Source organism: Streptococcus sp. S5, from assembly GCF_034134805.1.
In the GTDB taxonomy this organism is placed as follows: Bacteria; Bacillota; Bacilli; order Lactobacillales; family Streptococcaceae; genus Streptococcus; species Streptococcus lingualis.
Map to the genome: position 1 here is coordinate 1266677 of NZ_CP139419.1, position 19297 is coordinate 1285973.

Here is a 19297-nt window from a genome sequence, read left to right on the forward strand (position 1 = left end):
AATATGAAGGAGACGTTTAGACTCATGAATATGACTAAACAACACAAAAAAGTTATCCTTGTCGGTGACGGTGCCGTAGGTTCATCTTATGCATTTGCACTTGTCAACCAAGGAATTGCACAAGAGCTTGGAATTATCGAAATTCCTCAATTGCACGAAAAAGCTGTTGGAGATGCGCTTGACCTTAGCCACGCCCTTGCCTTCACTTCACCTAAGAAGATCTATGCGGCTGAGTACGCTGACTGTGCAGACGCTGACCTTGTTGTAATTACTGCAGGTGCTCCTCAAAAACCAGGTGAAACTCGCCTTGACCTTGTTGGTAAAAACCTTGCGATCAACAAATCAATCGTTACAGAAGTAGTGAAATCTGGATTTAACGGTATCTTCCTTGTAGCTGCTAACCCAGTTGACGTATTGACATACTCTACATGGAAATTCTCAGGCTTCCCTAAAGAACGTGTTATCGGATCAGGTACTTCTCTTGACTCAGCTCGTTTCCGTCAAGCTTTGGCTGAAAAATTGGATGTGGATGCTCGTTCAGTACACGCCTACATCATGGGTGAACACGGTGACTCAGAATTCGCTGTATGGTCACACGCTAACATCGCTGGTGTAAACCTTGAAGAATTCCTTAAAGATACTCAAAACGTTCAAGAAACTGAATTGATCGAATTGTTCGAAGGTGTTCGTGATGCTGCTTACACCATCATCAATAAAAAAGGTGCTACATACTACGGTATCGCTGTTGCCCTTGCTCGTATCACTAAAGCAATCCTTGATGACGAAAATGCAGTACTTCCACTTTCTGTATTCCAAGAAGGTCAATATGGTGTTAGCAACGTCTTTATCGGTCAACCTGCCATCGTAGGTGCACACGGTATTGTACGTCCAGTGAACATCCCATTGAACGATGCGGAACAACAAAAAATGAAAGCTTCTGCTGATGAATTGCAAGCAATTATCGATGAAGCATGGAAAAACCCTGAATTCCAAGAAGCATCAATCAACTAATTCAATTAGAAAAGACTCTCAAATTTGAGAGTCTTTTTTTGAGCTATGAACATAAGATAAAAAGGCTGAGAGACTTCTCAACCTTTTCTTCTTTCCACCCTGAGGGAATCGAACCCCCATCTCAAGAACCGGAATCTTACGTGATATCCATTACACTAAGGGTGGCAACTGTTATAGTATATCAAATTTTCAAAAATTTTACAAGTAAAAAAGAGAGTGGGACAGAAATCGGTAATTCGTTAGAATTCGATTTCGTCGTCCCACCTCCGCACAGTTGAGTAGGGCTGTAAAAGCTGATGAAATCAGCGTAGTAGAGCCCACTCAACCACTGCGTCTTGCTCGACAATCCAAAAACAATTAAAGAGGCTAGGACTTTGGTCCCAGCCTCTTTTGAATATTACAATTCGATATCGCCAAACAAGTCAGCCATTGAGAATCCAGTTTGAGTTTCTGGAAGATCAAAGTCGCGTTTTTCTTGTTTTGGACGACGTGGGCGAGATTGACGTTTTTCTTGTTTTTCGCCTTCTTCTTGAGCTGGACGTTCTTCAAGAGCTTTGATAGAAAGTGATACACGTTCATCTGCAGCATTTACTTCAAGAACTTTAACAGTTACTTCTTGTCCAACTTTAAGAACATCTTTTGGATTTTCAACACGTTTGTGTGAAATTTGTGAGATGTGTACAAGACCGTCGATACCTGGCAATACTTCAACGAATGCACCGAAGTCAGTCAAACGTTTAACAGTTCCTTCGATAACATCACCAGCAGCCAATTTTTGTTCAACGCCATCCCAAGGTCCAGGTGTTGTAGCTTTCAATGAAAGTGATACACGACCTTCTTCTTCGTTCAAGTCAAGAACTTTCACTTGGATTTCTTCACCAACAGTTACAACTGATTTAGGTGATACGTTGCGTTCGTGTGACAATTCTGTCAAGTGAACCAATCCATCAACACCACCAAGGTCGATGAAAGCACCGAAGCTTGTGATACGTGCAACTTTACCAGTTACGACATCACCAACGTTCAATTTACCAAATACTTCTGCGCGTGCTGCAGCTGATTCAGCTTCAACAACTTCACGACGTGAAAGGATAAAGCGGTTTTCTTTTGGATCTACTTCTTTGATTTTAGCATCAAATTCTTGACCTACGAAACGTTCAGTGTTACGTACAAAACGAGTATCAAGCATTGAAGCTGGAATAAATCCACGAAGTCCTTCAAATTCTACTGAAAGTCCGCCCTTAACAGCGCGAGTTCCTTTAACAGTAACAACTTCTTCTTCACGTCCAACCAATTTGTCCCATGCTTTGCGAGCTTCCAAACGTTTTTTAGATACAAGGTAAGTTACTGTATCAGTATCTTTACCAACTACTTGACGAAGAACAAGCAATTCAAGTGTTTCACCTGGTTTTACCAAGTCGTTGATGTCAGCATCACGATCGTTTGTCAATTCGCGAAGAGTCAAGACACCTTCGACACCAGTTCCAGAGATTGCAACGTTAGCTTGGTTCGCGTCAACTGTCAATACTTCAGCAGTAACAACGTCACCTGGTTCAACTTGGCTAACACTGTTTAGCAAATCTTCAAATTCATTCATCTAAAAAATCCTCCAACAATCAAGTTTTCTAAAACTTGACATACTTATAATTATTTTTCCTAAGCAAGCACTCGCAATGAGATCAACTACAATCTTTAACGACTCATCCTATAAAGAAATAAAATACCTGGATAGATATTTTATCACTCATCTGATATTACCTAAGAACTGGGGTAGCTGGATTCGAACCAACGCATGAGGGAGTCAAAGTCCCTTGCCTTACCGCTTGGCTATACCCCAAAAAGAGCGCTGACATTAGTCACTTTATCATCGTCACAATGAACGCTAATGGAGAGAGAGGGATTCGAACCCCCGAACCCGAAGGAGCGGATTTACAGTCCGCCGCGTTTAGCCTCTTCGCTATCTCTCCATATAAATCAACAGGATCTATTATACCATTGATTTATTATGATTGCAAGCCCTTATTTATTCAAATTATAATTTTCTATCAAAATTTCAACGGCTTTTTCAAGTTTTTTGTAAAGAGAATCCACATTTCCATTTTTGATAATGGCATATTGACCAGCCATATCTGCAATTTCACCAATCGTTTTCTTTCCAATGGACAAAGTGAAACCATCAAAAGTGTCTTTTCCGACAGTTACTTTACTATCAACGATTTGAATCTCAATTTTCTTATCTTTTTTACTCATTTCAACCCTCTTTTCACTTTTTCTATTTTACAAAAATTCTCTTGATGACGCAAGAGAAAAGGGAGTGGGTCAGAAAGAATTTAGTTAGAAATTCCTTCTTTATCCCACCCCCGCAAGAGTCATTTGTCACTCTTCTATTCCTAAAAGCGAATGAAGAGAAACATTAGCTACTGCGTCTTTTCGTTAAGACTTGTTCTCATTGAAGCCTGGACACTTTGATCTCAGATGCTTTCGGTTTAATCGACTTTGAAAATCCATCCTTCTGGTGCTTCGACATCTCCAAATTGGATACCAGTCAACTCGTCATAGAGTTTCCGTGTGACAGGACCTACCTCTGTTTCAGAATAGAAGACATGGAAGTCATCTCCGTGTTGAACGCCTCCGATTGGAGAGATGACAGCTGCGGTACCACAAGCTCCTGCTTCTACAAAGCGATCCAAATCATTGATAAAGACATCCCCTTCAATTGGTGTCATACCAAGACGGTGTTCTGCCAAGTAAAGTAAAGAGTACTTGGTGATAGATGGCAAGATAGAAGGACTCAATGGGGTCACAAATTCGTTATTAGCAGTGATACCAAAGAAGTTTGCAGAACCAACTTCTTCAATCTTGGTGTGCGTCGCTGGATCAAGGTAAATCACGTCAGAGAAGTTACGATCATGCGCAATCTTACCTGGCAACATACTAGCTGCATAGTTCCCACCAACTTTTGCAGCCCCTGTACCATGTGGTGCAGCACGGTCATACTCATCTTGAATCAAGAAGTTCGTTGGAACCAAACCACCTTTAAAGTAGTTACCGACAGGCATGGCAAAGATGGTAAAGATATACTCATCTGCAGGTTTTACACCAATAATATCTCCAACACCGATCAAAAGAGGACGAAGGTAAAGGGTAGCTCCTGTACCATATGGTGGAACATACTCTTCATTGGCTTTTACCACTGCCTTACAAGCATCCACAAACATATCCGTTGGAACTTGAGGCATCAACAACCGATCTGCCGTGCGTTGCAAACGTTTAGCATTTTGATCTGGACGGAACAATTGGACGCTTCCGTCTTTTGTACGGTAGGCTTTCAACCCTTCAAAGGCTTGCTGACCGTAATGCAAACTTGGAGAAGATTCGGACAAATGCAAGGTCGCATCTTCTGTCAATTCTCCTTTTTCCCAAGCTCCATTGCGATAATGTGCCAAATAGCGATAGGGTAATTTCATATATGAAAAGCCAAGGTTTTCCCAATCAAGTGATACTGTCATGATAGTGCTCCTTTTAATTCTTTCTATTCCTAGTCGATCTGATGCAGGTCGATTCAGTTTTCTCAATCTATGTACACTATTGTACACCATTTCATGAGAATTTCAAGCGAAATTTTCAATTTTCAGAAAATTTATTTTTAAAGAAAGTCAGTCCTAGAATGGACCGACGCTCTCTTTTATTTGATAGTAGCCGAAAAAACTTCTTGATCCGAAATGGTATCGTTGACAAAGGATCCATTACTTGTTCTTTCAGAAATACTTAATTGTGTCAAATCAACTTCTGTCACCTGACCTGTTGTAGAAGTGATCTGAAGAATTTGATCTTGTTCTACCACTTCTTCTTGACTCGTAAAGAGATCAAAATCTCCCTGGTCAGTGAAGACTGGACCTGCCTTGAAGACACGGTGTGGTTTATTTTTCAACTCACGCAAGACCTGTAGTCCCCGTTTAGCCCGACTGGTCACAGGAATATCGTCTTGTAACATCCGTTTGAGACTGCCTCGTTGAGTCAGAATGTACATGCTTGGAGTTGTCGACTTAAAGGCGGCAGCAACTTGATCTCCGTCTTTCAGGTTAATGGCTTTGACCCCTGCTGCTTTGGCTCCTACGACAGGGACCTCCTCAATATTGAAGCGCAACCCATACCCATTTTTAGTAATAATCATGATGTCTTCAAGGACAACTGGCGCAACTGCTACGATACGGTCGTCTTGATCTTTTAGCTTAGCATACTTAGTCGATTTAGAACGATAAGTCCGCCATGGGCTCAATTCCTTGCGTTCAAAGCGCTTGATTTGTCCTTGTTGAGTTGCTGCAAAGTAGGTTACTCCCTCAAACTGATCCACAATCTCCGCAAAGAGAATTTCTTCCTCTTGCTCGAAATTGGTCAAGGTCTGACTGAGGTGCTCTCCGATATCCTTCCACTTGGTATCTGTCAATTCGTGAATTGGTCGATAAATGGCATTCCCCAAGTTGGTAAAGAGTAAGAGATGCTGAGTGGTCTTAGCAGGCTCTACGAAAATCAACTCGTCATCGTCCCGCTTACCGACTTCTTCCAGTGTTGAGGCATTGAAAGAACGAGGCGAGGTCCGTTTAATATAACCAGCACGGGTTACGCTGACAAAGGTTTCCTCTTCGACAATAAGACTGGCTGTATCAATCTCAATCGTCTTAGCAGTGTCTTGCAACTCACTGCGACGAGGGTTGCCAAAGAGCTTCTTGACTTCACGCAACTCCTTCTTCATAAGGTTAAACATAGTCCGTTCATCCCCAATGATGGCTGCCAAGGTCGCGATTTGCTCCTTGAGACTAGCATGCTCTTCTTCCAAGGTGACAATATCCGTATTGGTCAAGCGGTACAATTGCAAGGTAACAATAGCTTCTGCTTGTTCTTCCGTGAAATCGTAGCTAACCTTGAGGTTTTCTTTGGCATCTGCCTTGTTATCAGAAGCACGAATCAAAGCAATCACTTCATCGAGGATGGAAATCACGCGGATCAAGCCCTCTACGATGTGGAGCCGCCGTTCGGCCTTTTCCTTATCAAAGCGCGAGCGAGCGACAATGATATCCCGACGGTGTGCAATGTAGCTAGAGAGAATCGGTACGACCCCCACTTGACGAGGGGTATAGTTGTCAATCGCCACCATATTGAAGTTGTAGTTGACCTGCAAGTCCGTATACTTGAACAAGTAGTTCAAGATTAGATCGGCATTGGCATCTTTTTTGAGCTCAATCGCAATGCGAAGACCATCTCGGTCAGATTCATCGCGAACTTCCGCAATGCCAGCTACCTTGTTGTTGACTCGGACATCATCGATCTTCTTGACCAAAACAGCCTTGTTGATCTCATAAGGGATCTCGGTGACAACGATTTGCTGCTTACCACCTTTGAGCTGCTCGATCTCTGTCTTAGAGCGGACAACCACCCGACCCTTACCAGTTTCATAGGCTTTCTTAATCTCATCCCGGCCTTGGATAATGGCACCCGTTGGGAAATCAGGTCCAGGTAAAAACTCCATGAGCTTGTCTACCTTGGCAGATGGATGGTCGATCATGTAGACCACGGCATCGATGACTTCAGCAAGGTTGTGTGGCGGAATATCTGTCGCATAACCAGCTGAAATCCCTGTTGCCCCATTGACTAAGAGATTTGGAAAAGCGGCAGGCAAAACAGTTGGCTCTTTTTCTGTATCGTCAAAGTTCCAGGCAAATGGCACTGTGTTCTTTTCGATATCTTGCAAAAGATAACCCGCAATTTCAGACAAACGTGCTTCGGTATAACGCATGGCCGCTGGTGGATCACCGTCCATGGAACCATTGTTTCCGTGCATTTCCACAAGGATCTCACGGTTCTTCCAGTCCTGAGACATGCGGACCATGGCATCATAGATGGAACTGTCCCCGTGAGGGTGGAAATTCCCCATGATATTACCGACAGACTTGGCAGACTTGCGATAGCCTTTGTCATGGGTATTGCCATCCTTATTCATAGAATAAAGGATCCGCCGTTGTACAGGTTTCAAGCCATCCCGAATATCAGGAAGAGCCCGCTCTTGAATAATGTATTTGGAGTAGCGACCAAAGCGCTCCCCCATGATGTCCTCCAAGGACATATTTTGAATATTACTCATATAAGATACAAAGGGACGATTCGGCAAGCCGAAAATTTCTGTAGTACCCTAGGGCATCCACATCCGTAATTTTTCGAATTGGTAACGGCTGTAGAAAAACGAGGAAATCGATGCAGGTTTCGATGAACCCGAATCGATTTATCTTTTTTCCTAGGAAATTAGTCCCGTGTTCAGTTACTACAAGTAACTAAACTATCCTTTCTGTAGTTTAAAATTATAATTTGTGTTCTTTATTTACTGAGTGATTAGGAAGTTTTTCCTTAGCATATCTCATCATCTTCTCGGCCACTTCTTTTTCATACTTAAATCCCATCTTTTGAGCAAGACTTTGAGCTTCCTGGTGGAAAAATTCCATGGTTGCTAAAAAAGACTGAGTGATTTGGTCTAAACTTGAGAAATCAAGAAGAGCAGAGAATTCCTTCTCTTTCTCTGTAGGGAAATACTGGAAAAGATACTTGTAGTTCTTACCGATGTCGACTACTCCTCTATCTCTCGCGACCTGCCAAGCTAAGATTTTCAAGAGTTCTTGTTGGCAAATACCGTAGAGATGGTCAGTTGCATAACTGACTTGCTTACGACAAATTCCTTTGACCACGTAAGCTGACACCCACCAAAATTCATTGCAAGTTTTTTCATAATCCGTCTCACTAGCTGGGCTTGTCCAGAAACGCTGAGGACTGGGAGAATAGGACTCGAACAAGCCCTTCTCGTCTACTAAAACTGTATAATCAGCTTCGCTAGCTACCCACTCGTTAATGTGTTCTTTAGGACAGAGGGTTAGATCAATGCGATTACCATCTTCAAAAAACATGAGGTAGAGACGGCGATGTCCCAAAGTAACCTCTTGCTCGATGATACGTTTGCCGAACTGGTCCAGCCAAGAAAGGTCGGCTATCAGACCATCCAAATTCTCCACGATATAGACTACATCATAGTCTTGGAACACGTCCTTGGGAGCCTTTAGGTTTGTCCGCGAGCCGGACATAGCGACTGCATCGACCTGTAGCACTTTTGCAGTTTGCAAAATCACATCAAACATCTCAGTTTCAGTTTTCATGGGAATACCTGCCTTTTTAGTGGAAACTCTTGATTCTGTAGAGGACATGTCTATAAAGCGGACTGTCTGCTGGAACTTTTTCATTATCAAATTCTTCGACAAATTCCATGCTCAGTTTTTGCATGACTTTTTGCGAAAGTTGATTGAGTAAGGATGTAAAAGAGTAAACTTATGACAAGCTAGATTGCTGAAAAACAAAGTCTAGACAGGGTTGGGCAACCTCCGTCGCATAACCATCTTGGCTAGTTCAAGCGAATCTGTCAGACCCAGTTTGTTGTCAAGCGTCATTGGCTGTCTCCGTTCATTCAGATTTTCTAAATCCTGTGCCAACAGGCTTAAAACTTATTGCCCGATAAAATCCATCTGCTTCAGATATTAATTCAATCCGTGTTAAAGGATATTTTTTATGGATCTCCTCAATCAGCTGCTGTCCCAGTTCTTTTCTGCGGTGGGATTTATCAATAATTATTTCAGCTAAAAAGGTCGTCAGCACTTCATCCGTCAGATAACGGGCAAAGCCAAGGATTTTCTGGTCCTCTTCAAGCACCAAGTAATGAGACAGATTTGTTGAAAATAGAGATCTCACTTTTTCCTCTGTGAAAGAAAGCCATTTTTCACTTTTATAAAGGCTATAAATAGCCTGACAATCTTTTCTGCTTGCAGGTCTGATAATCATCTTCTATTCCCCCAATCTATAATCTCCTAAATTTTTTTATTTTAACTTTAATTCCTTTTTTTACCTTTCCTGATTTTCTGAAAAGTTTTTTTGATTTAAAACTGCTCGCAAGAAAAATAAACGTTCGTCTTTTACTCAAAAAACACTCGCCGGATTTTCTGCCAAACAGAATTTGCTCTAAAGCACACCGTCAGAAAAACTGGCGACTTCACTTTAACCCTAGTAAGCTTGTCAGAAATTCTGGTGATTTGAAATTTGATGAGTCCAATCTATCCGTTTTTTAAAACAATTCGATTGTTTCCAGTATATTATACACAATATTGCGTACTTCCTTGTTCTGTTCTCCTTTGACTTGACATAATAGATTATTCGCTTTTAAAAGCCATTCATATTGGCTATTTTTTAAAAGTTTACCTTTTTCAATATTAAACCAAATTTCTTTCTCCCTCAATTCATCAATAATATCAGGAGAAATTATAATATTTTCTGAACTATCAAAGATGTAATATTTTATAATATTTTCAAAAGAAGCAGTATCTTTTTCGTTCTTATAACTATCATACTTATCATTAAGTAACTTCAGCAATTTATCTTTCAAATAATCATTTTCTTCGTTTGGTACAACACAATAAAAATATGCTGGAAAATCACTATTTTGTGGGATTAAACCAAAACTGCAACCTAAATGATTTATAATGCCAGTATCGTTATAAGAAAACTCTGTACAGCCGGCACCGCACCACTTAATATCGTTTTTCAATTTATAAACGTATACTTTAAAATGTTTATCAATTTCAGCATCACTTGGTAGAGTATGATTCATTACTTGATCAAATTTAATCTTTAATACATCTAAATTTGTTATGTTTGTTTTAGTGTTTGCAATTTTTGTTGCATTAGCATAAATAGAATTTCTTTTATGTCTTGTAACTAAAGAAAGTGATTTGCCTACTCCTTTTTCTGAAGCAATCACATCATGGTAATCTATCAAGGCATATTTTTCTTTAGAAAAATGGTATAAAAAGAAACGATAAGCATATAAAAATATATATTGTTTTTCAGTAGGCAGGGGGTTAAAAGTTTCTATTGGCGAAAAAATCTGACTGTCATGTTCTTTACAAAAAAGTGGCATAGTTCCAGCACTATTTATATTGACTTCATAAAATAATTCTCTATATAATCTAGGATTTTGAAGATTGCTAATAATATTTTTTATATCAGTTGAAAAAACCGAATATCCATTATCAGATTTTCTTGCAATCTGCTTTTCTAATATATTTCTAGGAAAAGTATGTGATTTAATCGGTTTTCTATCACAGTTGGAATACAGGCACTTTTTTCCTTTAGAATCGAAAAATTGCTTAACTCTATTTCTATCATGGGATTGAAGCTGTTTTCTCTCACCTTCCGAAATATCACGAAGATTGTCTCGTTCCATTTGTTTTAGTAACTTCTCTATTTTCAAATGGCAATGTTTGTATTTTTTGCCTGAATTGCATGGACATTTATCGTTTCTACCGATAGACACCTCTCCCCATCCTTTCTATAATGTATATTTATTTTTTTTGCATCACACTCCTTAAAACGCAGTCGTTTCTTCCAAGGTAAACTTAACGTTATCTTCAATCCATTGACGACGTGGTGCAGCCTTATCACCCATAAGGACGGAAACACGGCGTTCTGCACGCGCTAAATCATCAATGGTAACACGGATCAGGGTACGAGTTTCTGGATTCATGGTCGTTTCCCAAAGCTGATCCGCATTCATTTCCCCCAACCCTTTGTACCGTTGGAGGGTTGCTCCACGGCCAAAGGTCCGACGCAACTCTTCTAATTCGCTATCTGTCCAAGCATAGGCTACTTCTTCTTTCTTGCCTTTGCCTTTCGACATCTTATAAAGAGGAGGAAGTGCAATGTAGACATGCCCTGCTTCTACCAAAGGGCGCATATAGCGATAGAAGAAGGTTAAGAGGAGGGTTTGAATGTGGGCACCATCCGTATCCGCATCGGTCATGATAATGATCTTATCGTAGTTGGCGTCTTCCACTGAGAAATCTGCCCCAACGCCAGCACCGATGGTGTAGATCATGGTGTTGATCTCCTCGTTTTTGAGGATATCACTCATATTGGCCTTCTCAGTATTAAGAACCTTCCCACGAAGTGGAAGAATCGCTTGGAACTTACGGTCCCGCCCTTGTTTGGCAGAACCGCCGGCTGAGTCTCCTTCGACTAGATAGAGTTCGTTTTTCTTAGGATTTTTAGACTGGGCTGGTGTCAATTTCCCAGACAAAAGTCCCTTGTCCTTTTTACTCTTCTTGCCATTTCGGCTTTCATCCCGCGCTTTACGAGCGGCTTCACGCGCATCCCGGGCTTTAATAGCCTTACGAATGAGATTAGAAGCCAATTCCCCATTTTCCATGAGGAAGAAGGTCAATTTATCAGAAACAATGCTATCGACTACTGGACGAGCCAAGGGACTTCCTAATTTGTCTTTGGTTTGCCCTTCAAACTGCAAATGAGCTTCTGGAACCAGGATAGAGAGAACAGCAGACAAACCTTCACGGTAGTCTGATCCTTCCAGATTCTTGTCTTTTTCTTTGAGGAGTCCTGTCTTTCTTGCATAGTCGTTCATAGCCTTGGTAATGGCTGTCTTCAGACCTGTCTCGTGGGTTCCCCCATCTTTAGTGCGGACATTATTAACGAAGGACAAGATATTATCTGAGTAGCCATCATTGTATTGCATAGCCACTTCTACCTGAAACCCATCTGATTCGCCACTAAAGTAGAGAACCGGTGTCAAAGTTTCCTTGTCTTCGTTCAAGTACTCTACGAAATCTTGGACACCATTTTCATAATGAAAGGCCACATGGTTGTCTTCTTCCTTACGGAGATCGGTCAGCGTCAGCGTCACGTCCTTCAGCAAGAAGGCTGATTCTTTGATTCGCTCAGCAATGGTATTGAATTTGAAATCTGTCGTTGAAAAGATGGTTGGATCTGGCATAAAGGTGACCTTGGTCCCTGTCTTAGACTTGGGAGCAGAGCCAATCTTTTCAAGGGTCGTAACTGGTTTTCCCCCATCTTCAAAACGTTGCTTGTAGACAGCTCCATCACGTGTAATTTCTACCTCTAGCCAGCTAGAAAGGGCATTGACGACAGAAGATCCCACTCCGTGAAGACCTCCAGATGTCTTATAGCCTCCTTGACCAAACTTACCTCCGGCGTGGAGGACCGTAAAGATCACCTCAACGGTTGGTTTACCCATAGCATGCATCCCGGTCGGCATTCCACGTCCCTGGTCTTCTACCGATAGAGAACCATCTTTATTAATCGTAACATCGATTTGTGAGCCAAAGCCAGACAAGGCTTCATCGACCGCATTATCCACGATCTCCCAGACCATGTGATGCAAGCCATTTCCGTCGGTCGATCCGATATACATCCCTGGACGTTTACGGACCGCATCCAACCCTTCTAGTACCTGAATGGCATCGTCATTATAATTATTAATATTGATTTCCTTTTTTGCCACAAGGAACCTCCTGTTTGTTCATCTTTTCTATATTACAGTTTTTTAGGAAATTTTGCAAAATTTTTTCTCTTTATATGGAGATTTCTATATCTCAGTACAAAAAGCTGGCTGGACACTTTCTTCAGATGTCACACTTGAACTCCAGAAATTGCTTTTTCTATCGTTGGCTTTTTGATATAATGAAAGTATGATAAAAGAAATAAGTGTTTTAATTTTAGCCTATCTGTTAGGCTCCATTCCTTCGGGATTATGGATTGGGAAAATCTTTTTCCATATTAATTTACGGGAACATGGCTCGGGCAATACAGGAACGACCAATACCTTTCGGATTTTAGGGAAGAAAGCTGGAATCATTGTCTTTGCGATTGATTTCTTGAAAGGAACTTTGGCCGTTCTCCTTCCGACTTTCTTTGGAATTCAGGGGATCTCGCCGATGGTCTTTGGTCTCTTAGCCGTTTTGGGACACACTTTCCCAATTTTTGCTGGATTCAAGGGTGGAAAAGCAGTGGCGACGAGTGCTGGTGTCTTACTTGGTTTCTCGCCTATCCTGCTTCTCATTTTAGCTGTTTATTTTGTAGCTAGCCTGTATTTAACCAGTATGATTTCGTTTTCGAGTGTTACCGTTGCGCTACTCGCAATTCTATCGGTCCTCCTTCTCCCTTTGACTGGATGGATCTTGCACAACTATGATCCACTTTTTACAATCATTGTCTTGGCCTTAGCTACCTTGATCATTCTACGACACAAGGACAATATCCAACGGATCAAAGAGAAAAAAGAAAATCTCATCCCTTGGGGAAAGAACATCACCCATCAACAACCAAAAAACTAGAGCAGGCGCTCTAGTTTTTTATATTCATTAAATAGAAGATCTCTGGAAGAAAGCAAATAGGAGTCTCTCCCTTCTCTTTCTTTTATAACTTCACTTTCAGGAGTCTCTCAATTTCTTGATAAAGAATCTTTGTTGGCTGGTAGGCTTTGCTTTTCTGAGCCAGATCCTTTAGGTGCGACCAATCTTCCCGAGAAACCAATTCATTAAATAAGCGCAAAACTTCGGAATCTGTCTTTTTACGAGATACCAATCCTACTTGGAATAACTCAGCCCGAACCGCATTGTCAAACTGGTCATAGTCCTGGGGCAAAATCAGACTAGGAATCCCCTCTTCGATACATCCCATCAAAATCCCAGCACCTGCATGATGAATGGCAAAGTCCATTTGATCCAGAACATCTGAATAAGGGAGGTAATCAAAAATCAGAAGATTATCTGACAACATCCTTGGTGGATGCTCCAAACCACTCGGGTCGCCTAGGGTTACGTAAAAGACATAGTCAGGATGTTCTTGGCTCAAAAGCTTTGCCAACTCCACCATCCGCTCTTTTTCCCATTTTAAATGAGTGCCACAGGTAACGAGGACCCGCTTTTTAGAACTCGTAAAATACTGTTTCTGTTCTTGAGGAAGTCGATCAAAAGAGAGACAGCGATAACCAACCCATTTAAGCTGGGAAGGAAAATCGTCTCGAAACTCCAACTCTTTCATGCCCAGAGCCAAGATTGAATAGGGAGAATAGACCCCTTCTGTCCCATCTTCACGGTAGAGTTTAAAATCCTTTATGGTATCCAGATTCTTCTTAACCAGCGCAAACCCAACTTTCTTTGCCAGACGGATGACTTGCCTACCCAGAGCATCTCTCCACTTGTAGAAGGTCCCTTGGTGCGGTTTCCATCCTCCTAGATATGCAGGGGTAGTCGTGCGACTTTCAATCGCTACCGGACTTGGAATGGTCGTAATCCAGGGAATGCCCAAACGATCTGCTAAAACTCCAGCAGGAGCGGCTACAAAATCTGCAATAATCAAGTCTGGTTGTCCTTCAGAGTCCCAAATTCGATTTATCTCGTTGAAAACTTCAGGAATCAGTTTGCTATTAGCCCCTAATTGTTGGTACATGATAAAGAGATTTGCTTGCTTGGCTGTATTGGCTATATCTTCCATGACTGTCGGACGGTCAGGAAACAAGGCAAGGCAGTCAAAACCAATCTGCTCGACCAATTCCTTTTTTTGAAAACCTGTGATGACTCGAACCTGAAAACGAGGATCCTCCAGCAAGGGCTTGACCAAAGTCAAAGTCGGAAATAAATGACCACTAAAGGGGACGCTAATCACATCGATTTTTATCACTTTGTCTAATCCAGTCATAAATGATTCCTTTCACATCTTCTCTGTATTCATAGCTATAATGATCCGTATCCACTTGGATATTCGCTGAATGGCGGTCCAAAATTCGTGAATAAGGATCTTTTTTGCCTTTGATAACCAATGCCTCTACCTCCTTTTGACGTAAGAGAAGCTGGGAAACAGGGCCAAGCGCTATCACGCGCAACCTTGGCAAGGATACCTCCTTCCCTACACTTCTAAGCCACTGCGTCAGCATATTGACCCCTGAACTCTTACAAACAAGAACCACCTCCTGCACTTCCAGCAAGGGAAACAAGTGTTGTTGTAAGAGCTTTTGAAAGCGAGGGTTCAAAATCGTATGCCAATAGTAGATGATATTGGATGCAGAGGCCGACATTAGGGATACTTGAGGAAATTTTATATGTTCAAAATCTTGATTGAAGGGGAAATTACTCTCTACTACTCTATAACCTGATGGACAAATCGCATAGAGGAGTTCCAGTTGTCCTGCTGTCAGTCCGGCACAGGAGTAGTCACTGCTCCCACTGAGAAAGAGGACCAAGCGATTAGAGTCTAGCATGGTCTGATCAAGAGATAAATCAGACAAGCGATCTAGATAGGACTTCATCTTACTCATAACGAATCTTTCCGTCCGTCACACGAATCTTTCGCCCCCGCCAATTAATCACAGGAGGAGTCACCAGAACATAGATAAACAGCCAAGGAAGCAGGAGATCATTCAGCACTTCGTAGATGACTTCATCCAAGTGTAGGCGATTGGATAGGATGCTTTGTCGATAGAGGAGCATCCATACTGCCTTGAATCCCAGTAAGCCCAATACTAGAAGAAAATACGGCCAACCTAAAAAAAGACTTAAGATCAAAGTTGGAAGAGGTAGAAAACTCGGTAAACCTATGAGACTAAACAGCTTCCAATCCAGGTGTTCTTTGAGATAGATAGAGCTAAAGAGAAGCCAACGCTTCATCTGGAGCAAATATTGCTTGGCATCCTTGATAGTCGTTCGAACATTACAGGTGACCCTTGTTTGGATAATGGATACTCCTTTACTCCTTAAAAAATCGGCCACGGCTAAATCATCACATAGAAAATCCTTAATCGCTGTGAAGAGCCCCTGGTCTTTTGCAAGTTCTACCGGTAGGATATAGAACATCCCGTTGATGGAGTGATTCGCCTCAACTTCTGCCATGGTAAAATAGGTAATAAAAGAATTGCCATTAACAAATGCTGCGACCAGCTTAGACCAGAAATTGCTTCTCTCCTGGTTATAGGGAATGCCTGTCAGAATGACCTCTTGACCCAGATAGTCAGTTAGCTCACCCATTTTAGAAAAATCAATCACACTATCATCGTCCAAAACAATCAGATAAGGCCGGGTCAGCTCTTCTACAACCTGCTCAATCTTGTAACTCTTGGGATTAATCCCCTGAGGGACGTCTTCAATGAGAAAGGTACGAATTCGTTGGGCAAAGGAAGCCTCTTGGCAAATCTGATCTGCTACTCGTTGGGCTTCTATATCAGACTGATCAATCAACCAGTAGAATTCTACTGCTTCAGTTTGCTGGAGATTGGCCCGCAAATCACTCTCTAAACGAGGATCCCCTGAGAGGATGGGTTGGACCACCGTAAAAAGCTCTTCTGGGAAGTCCGCAATATGAGCCTGACTTTTTTTATAATAAGTGAAGGACAGCAACCAACGGATGAGAAATAAGAGAAGATAAGTAACGGCTAAAAATATAAATACAAATTTCATCTATTCAGTCCCTTTTTTAAATATATAGCAAGGAGACGGATGATCCACCTTTGGGGAAGCAAGCGACCTAGCCAAACTAGCAAGCGATAGCGAAGCCCGATAATCGCATAGGAAGTATCCCTTTCTATAAATCGGATCAACTGCTGAGCGACTTTCTCAGGCTTCATCTGCAAGCTACCACCTCCCAATGCTTCTACTAGTTTGGGAGGAAAAATAGCTGTTTGGACTGGTCCAAGAATATAGAGACCTAGCTGGACCTGGGAATCTGATTGCCTCAGTTCCTCCTGGAGAGCAAGAGTGTAGGTCTGCAAGGCAGCCTTGCTAGCACTGTAGGCTGCTAGATAGGGATGAGGAAAAAGAGCTGCCAACGAAGACAGCTGGACCAGCTTGATATTCTGATTCTTTTGCACCACCTGCTTGATTAGCTGGACTGGACTATGGTAGTTGAGCTGCCAGAGGTCTTGCTCACTGGCTGAATCAAGGACACATCCTAGGGAAAAATAGGCTAGTCCCGCACAATTGACAAGAAGATCTGCATCTAGGTTCTCTACAAAAGCTTCTAGGGCTACTTGATCTAGCATATCTAACGTTAGGATTGACAGTTGCGCCTTGCTCCCAGTTAGTTCCTTTTGAACTTGGGAGAGTTTGTCAGCATCACGACCCACTAAGACCAGATGCTCCAGACTTCTTGCCAGTTCTTTCGCTAGCTGCCGGCCAATCCCTCCTGTAGCTCCTAAAATGATTGCTTTTTTAATAGTATCTTCTATCTTCATAGCTCTAGTGTACCAAATTTCAACCAGTTAGAAAACTCTTACTACCATTCTCCAGCTTTACAGTTCAACCCCTACTTGTCAAAAAGGTCTCTAACGTAAAAATAGAGTCCTTTTTTGTCTTTTGTCTATTTCCCAACCGTACTTCGATAACTACTAGCTATTAGGCGATCAAATAGGAAAGGTCGGTTTAATAGCTGTGATGATTACAAATAGTACCAACATGAAAAAGTAAGAGCAAACAAGCAGAGGAATAAGAGTCTACCTGTAGCTTTATTAAACTCATTCATTATAGTTACTAGGCCCAATGGAATCAAGAAGAAATAGGTATCTCATAAGATTTCTCTTAGATCAGTATCCACTATAAAGCATCGACTAGGTCCATCAGTATTTCCATAGGAGTTTTTTTCCTACGACCATTAACAGTTTCGATAAGATGATAAACTTTTAAACGATTGTCATTGCTAAATACAAACTCAAAGCGGAATTCGCGTCCGTTGGGTGCCACTGTATCATATTTCGTTTTATATTTATCATGAACGGGGCTAACTGGAAACTTATTGAAGAGCAAGCGTCGTTTCTCCCCTGCTTCTTTCAAACAGTTTTCTAGCTCCTGACAATAGTTATAAAACAGCTGATAGAGGGCTTCTTCTGAAATTCTTCTTCTCCGAACTAATGATGTAAAATCCGAAAAATTTCTGCGCGGGATTTCAATGCTAAATGAGAATCCCTCTTGGTTGATTCTTTCTAAAAATGCATCTCTTGAAATCATAGAACTACTCTTTCTTTTATCAATTTGTAGTGAACCCTTATTGTTTCTATACACAGTCAATCCATTATGTAATCAAGCAGGTCCATCAGGGTGAGTTTCTTGCGACCATTGACGGTCTCAAATAAATTATAAACTCTTAGTTCTTGGTTCTTTTTAAAAGCAAACTCAAAGCGAAATTCGCGACCATTGCATGCCACTACATAAAATCCGGTCTGATACTTTCTCTTATCCGCTACAGCTTGCTTTTGCCGGTCTTCTACCTCTCTACAAAGTAAAAGAAAGATCTGATAGAGTTGCTCCTCAGAGAGCCTTTTTCTCCAAACCAATGACTTGAAGTTATTGTACGTCCACCATGGGATTTGGATGTTGAAAGAAAAACCTTCCTGATTGGCTTTATCGATAAATGCTTTTCTGGAGACCATACCACTTCCCCTTCTACTGGAACATCGTTTGACTCTATTATACCATCTTTTATCCTTTCACAAAAAAAGCATCCCAAATGGAATGCTTTTTCTGTTTCTTAATAGTATTCCCCTTGGCGATAGTTCCAAGAGTTGAAATGATCAGATAAGTGCATCATGATTTTATCGATATCCAATCCTTTACGGATCACAACTGGACAAGTATTGACAGAACGGCTACCTGCTCCTTGTTCTGGGATGAGATTTCCTTCGGCATCAACCATAGAAACCATCACACCTTGTTCATAGCGAGTTTCAATGGTCTTGTCTGGTTGGATAGAAGCTACATAATCATCGGCTTCGATAACCAAGTCAACGGCACCTTCGATGCGCTCACCGATTCCTTCGACCTTCCCGCGGTTTCCTTTACCGGAAGGGTTGGCTGAAGAAGCGTAAACCATCTTGCCTTCTTTTTCCCACATTTCTTTGGCGATTTGCTCACCAGCTTTACCAAATTTGATGACAAAGCATGAAGTTCCACGAACGTCTGTCATGAGTTCTTCACGTCCATCTCCGAAGGCTTGCAATTTTGCATAGGCATCTTCACGCCAAGGAAGGATACAACCAAGCAAGATATCTTCATCCCAATGTTTTTGGTAGAAGGCTTCGATTTCAGGATTCAATTGCGCAAGGGCACGAAGTTCATCCATACTTCCGCAAAGAACCACACCTGGTTTGTTACGGTTGCGTTCTTTAGCTTCAAACTTCCGTTCCAAGCCAGCTTTGTCGCTGGTCATAATGATGTAGCCGACTTTGGTAGGGCAGACGATACAGCCACCCTCTCCTTTAAGAATGTCAAATCCTTCTTGTGAAAGTGTTCCGTCCCATTGAATGTGTTTTGTCATAAGTCTCTTTCCTTTTCTATTCTTTTTAGTATTGTATCAAAAAATAGTCTCAAATTCAATATATTTTCAGAAAATTCGTAATTCGGTA

The 19297-nt window shown here is 41.6% G+C and carries 17 protein-coding genes, 3 tRNA genes and 1 pseudogene; 2 read left to right on the forward strand and 19 right to left on the reverse strand.

Annotated features, from left to right (window positions below):
* Positions 1-24: 24 nt before the first annotated feature.
* On the forward strand, positions 25-1011 hold the full coding sequence (locus tag SM123_RS05975; RefSeq protein ID WP_320909210.1) for an L-lactate dehydrogenase: 987 nt from the start codon (positions 25-27) through the stop codon (positions 1009-1011).
* Between the two features lie 93 nt (positions 1012-1104).
* On the opposite strand, the gene SM123_RS05980 is transcribed toward SM123_RS05975, so the two are convergent.
* The 12 genes and pseudogenes from SM123_RS05980 to parE form a co-directional block, all read right to left on the reverse strand.
* Positions 1105-1176 (reverse strand) — tRNA-Arg (locus tag SM123_RS05980).
* A 232-nt stretch (positions 1177-1408) separates the two neighbouring features.
* Positions 1409-2608, reverse strand: a complete 1200-nt coding sequence (rpsA, locus tag SM123_RS05985; protein WP_003011990.1) for a 30S ribosomal protein S1 — start codon at positions 2606-2608, stop codon at positions 1409-1411.
* Positions 2609-2776: 168 nt separating this feature from the next.
* Positions 2777-2848, reverse strand: a tRNA-Gln gene (locus SM123_RS05990).
* A 49-nt stretch (positions 2849-2897) separates the two neighbouring features.
* Positions 2898-2978: transfer RNA gene (locus SM123_RS05995), tRNA-Tyr, on the reverse strand.
* Between the two features lie 52 nt (positions 2979-3030).
* Complete coding sequence (locus SM123_RS06000) at positions 3031-3261, reverse strand: DUF2969 domain-containing protein (protein ID WP_023918020.1); 231 nt, start codon at positions 3259-3261, stop codon at positions 3031-3033.
* 236 nt (positions 3262-3497) lie between these two features.
* Positions 3498-4520, reverse strand: a complete 1023-nt coding sequence (locus SM123_RS06005) for a branched-chain amino acid aminotransferase (protein WP_320909211.1) — start codon at positions 4518-4520, stop codon at positions 3498-3500.
* A gap of 176 nt (positions 4521-4696) precedes the next feature.
* The gene (gene parC, locus SM123_RS06010; protein ID WP_320909212.1) at positions 4697-7150 is read right to left on the reverse strand and encodes a DNA topoisomerase IV subunit A; all 2454 of its coding nucleotides are present in this window, start codon (positions 7148-7150) and stop codon (positions 4697-4699) included.
* A gap of 214 nt (positions 7151-7364) precedes the next feature.
* On the reverse strand, positions 7365-8207 hold the full coding sequence (locus SM123_RS06015; RefSeq protein ID WP_315377516.1) for an aminoglycoside 6-adenylyltransferase: 843 nt from the start codon (positions 8205-8207) through the stop codon (positions 7365-7367).
* A gap of 16 nt (positions 8208-8223) precedes the next feature.
* Positions 8224-8442: pseudogene (locus tag SM123_RS06020) on the reverse strand (GNAT family N-acetyltransferase); the annotation flags it as partial.
* A gap of 66 nt (positions 8443-8508) precedes the next feature.
* The gene (locus tag SM123_RS06025; protein WP_215195180.1) at positions 8509-8883 is read right to left on the reverse strand and encodes a GNAT family N-acetyltransferase; all 375 of its coding nucleotides are present in this window, start codon (positions 8881-8883) and stop codon (positions 8509-8511) included.
* A gap of 280 nt (positions 8884-9163) precedes the next feature.
* Entirely contained in the window at positions 9164-10411 is a 1248-nt protein-coding gene (locus SM123_RS06030; RefSeq protein ID WP_320909213.1) for a YecA family protein, read from the reverse strand.
* Positions 10412-10462: 51 nt separating this feature from the next.
* Positions 10463-12412, reverse strand: a complete 1950-nt coding sequence (gene parE, locus SM123_RS06035; RefSeq protein ID WP_277839315.1) for a DNA topoisomerase IV subunit B — start codon at positions 12410-12412, stop codon at positions 10463-10465.
* Positions 12413-12599: 187 nt separating this feature from the next.
* Between parE and plsY the strand changes: the two genes are divergently transcribed.
* Positions 12600-13244, forward strand: a complete 645-nt coding sequence (plsY, locus tag SM123_RS06040) for a glycerol-3-phosphate 1-O-acyltransferase PlsY (RefSeq protein WP_320909214.1) — start codon at positions 12600-12602, stop codon at positions 13242-13244.
* An 82-nt stretch (positions 13245-13326) separates the two neighbouring features.
* Here plsY and SM123_RS06045 read toward each other — a convergent pair whose 3' ends face one another.
* From SM123_RS06045 to SM123_RS06075, 7 genes are all read right to left on the reverse strand, one after another.
* A complete protein-coding gene (locus tag SM123_RS06045; protein WP_320909215.1) occupies positions 13327-14610 on the reverse strand; it encodes a glycosyltransferase in 1284 nt (427 codons plus the stop codon).
* Positions 14570-15226 carry a hypothetical protein gene (locus SM123_RS06050; RefSeq protein WP_320909216.1) on the reverse strand — a complete coding sequence of 219 codons (657 nt, stop codon included), beginning with the start codon at positions 15224-15226 and terminating at the stop codon, positions 14570-14572. The genes SM123_RS06045 and SM123_RS06050 overlap by 41 nt, the downstream gene beginning before the upstream one ends.
* Positions 15219-16361, reverse strand: coding sequence for a glycosyltransferase (locus SM123_RS06055; protein ID WP_320909217.1), 1143 nt, complete (start codon positions 16359-16361; stop codon positions 15219-15221). The genes SM123_RS06050 and SM123_RS06055 overlap by 8 nt, the downstream gene beginning before the upstream one ends.
* Complete coding sequence (locus SM123_RS06060) at positions 16358-17134, reverse strand: SDR family NAD(P)-dependent oxidoreductase (protein WP_320909218.1); 777 nt, start codon at positions 17132-17134, stop codon at positions 16358-16360. Before SM123_RS06060 ends, SM123_RS06055 begins: the two co-directional genes overlap by 4 nt.
* Before the next feature lie 358 nt (positions 17135-17492).
* On the reverse strand, positions 17493-17903 hold the full coding sequence (locus SM123_RS06065) for a hypothetical protein (RefSeq protein ID WP_320909219.1): 411 nt from the start codon (positions 17901-17903) through the stop codon (positions 17493-17495).
* A 56-nt stretch (positions 17904-17959) separates the two neighbouring features.
* Positions 17960-18325, reverse strand: coding sequence for a hypothetical protein (locus tag SM123_RS06070; RefSeq protein ID WP_201090145.1), 366 nt, complete (start codon positions 18323-18325; stop codon positions 17960-17962).
* Between the two features lie 98 nt (positions 18326-18423).
* On the reverse strand, positions 18424-19209 hold the full coding sequence (locus tag SM123_RS06075) for an L-threonylcarbamoyladenylate synthase (RefSeq protein WP_201090146.1): 786 nt from the start codon (positions 19207-19209) through the stop codon (positions 18424-18426).
* Positions 19210-19297: the final 88 nt, after the last annotated feature.

Bases quoted from the DNA above. Each gene is read 5' to 3' on its own strand.
- SM123_RS06065 (WP_320909219.1), bottom strand. From the start codon at position 17,903: ATGATTTCAAGAGATGCATTTTTAGAAAGAATCAACCAAGAGGGATTC.
- SM123_RS06045 (WP_320909215.1), bottom strand. From the start codon at position 14,610: ATGACTGGATTAGACAAAGTGATAAAAATCGATGTGATTAGCGTCCCC.
- SM123_RS06005 (WP_320909211.1), bottom strand. From the start codon at position 4,520: ATGACAGTATCACTTGATTGGGAAAACCTTGGCTTTTCATATATGAAA.
- SM123_RS06050 (WP_320909216.1), bottom strand. From the start codon at position 15,226: ATGAGTAAGATGAAGTCCTATCTAGATCGCTTGTCTGATTTATCTCTT.
- SM123_RS06055 (WP_320909217.1), bottom strand. From the start codon at position 16,361: ATGAAATTTGTATTTATATTTTTAGCCGTTACTTATCTTCTCTTATTT.
- SM123_RS05975 (WP_320909210.1), top strand. From the start codon at position 25: ATGAATATGACTAAACAACACAAAAAAGTTATCCTTGTCGGTGACGGT.
- SM123_RS06075 (WP_201090146.1), bottom strand. From the start codon at position 19,209: ATGACAAAACACATTCAATGGGACGGAACACTTTCACAAGAAGGATTT.
- SM123_RS06060 (WP_320909218.1), bottom strand. From the start codon at position 17,134: ATGAAGATAGAAGATACTATTAAAAAAGCAATCATTTTAGGAGCTACA.
- parC (WP_320909212.1), bottom strand. From the start codon at position 7,150: ATGAGTAATATTCAAAATATGTCCTTGGAGGACATCATGGGGGAGCGC.
- rpsA (WP_003011990.1), bottom strand. From the start codon at position 2,608: ATGAATGAATTTGAAGATTTGCTAAACAGTGTTAGCCAAGTTGAACCA.
- plsY (WP_320909214.1), top strand. From the start codon at position 12,600: ATGATAAAAGAAATAAGTGTTTTAATTTTAGCCTATCTGTTAGGCTCC.
- SM123_RS06015 (WP_315377516.1), bottom strand. From the start codon at position 8,207: ATGAAAACTGAAACTGAGATGTTTGATGTGATTTTGCAAACTGCAAAA.
- SM123_RS06070 (WP_201090145.1), bottom strand. From the start codon at position 18,325: ATGGTCTCCAGAAAAGCATTTATCGATAAAGCCAATCAGGAAGGTTTT.
- SM123_RS06025 (WP_215195180.1), bottom strand. From the start codon at position 8,883: ATGATTATCAGACCTGCAAGCAGAAAAGATTGTCAGGCTATTTATAGC.
- SM123_RS06000 (WP_023918020.1), bottom strand. From the start codon at position 3,261: ATGAGTAAAAAAGATAAGAAAATTGAGATTCAAATCGTTGATAGTAAA.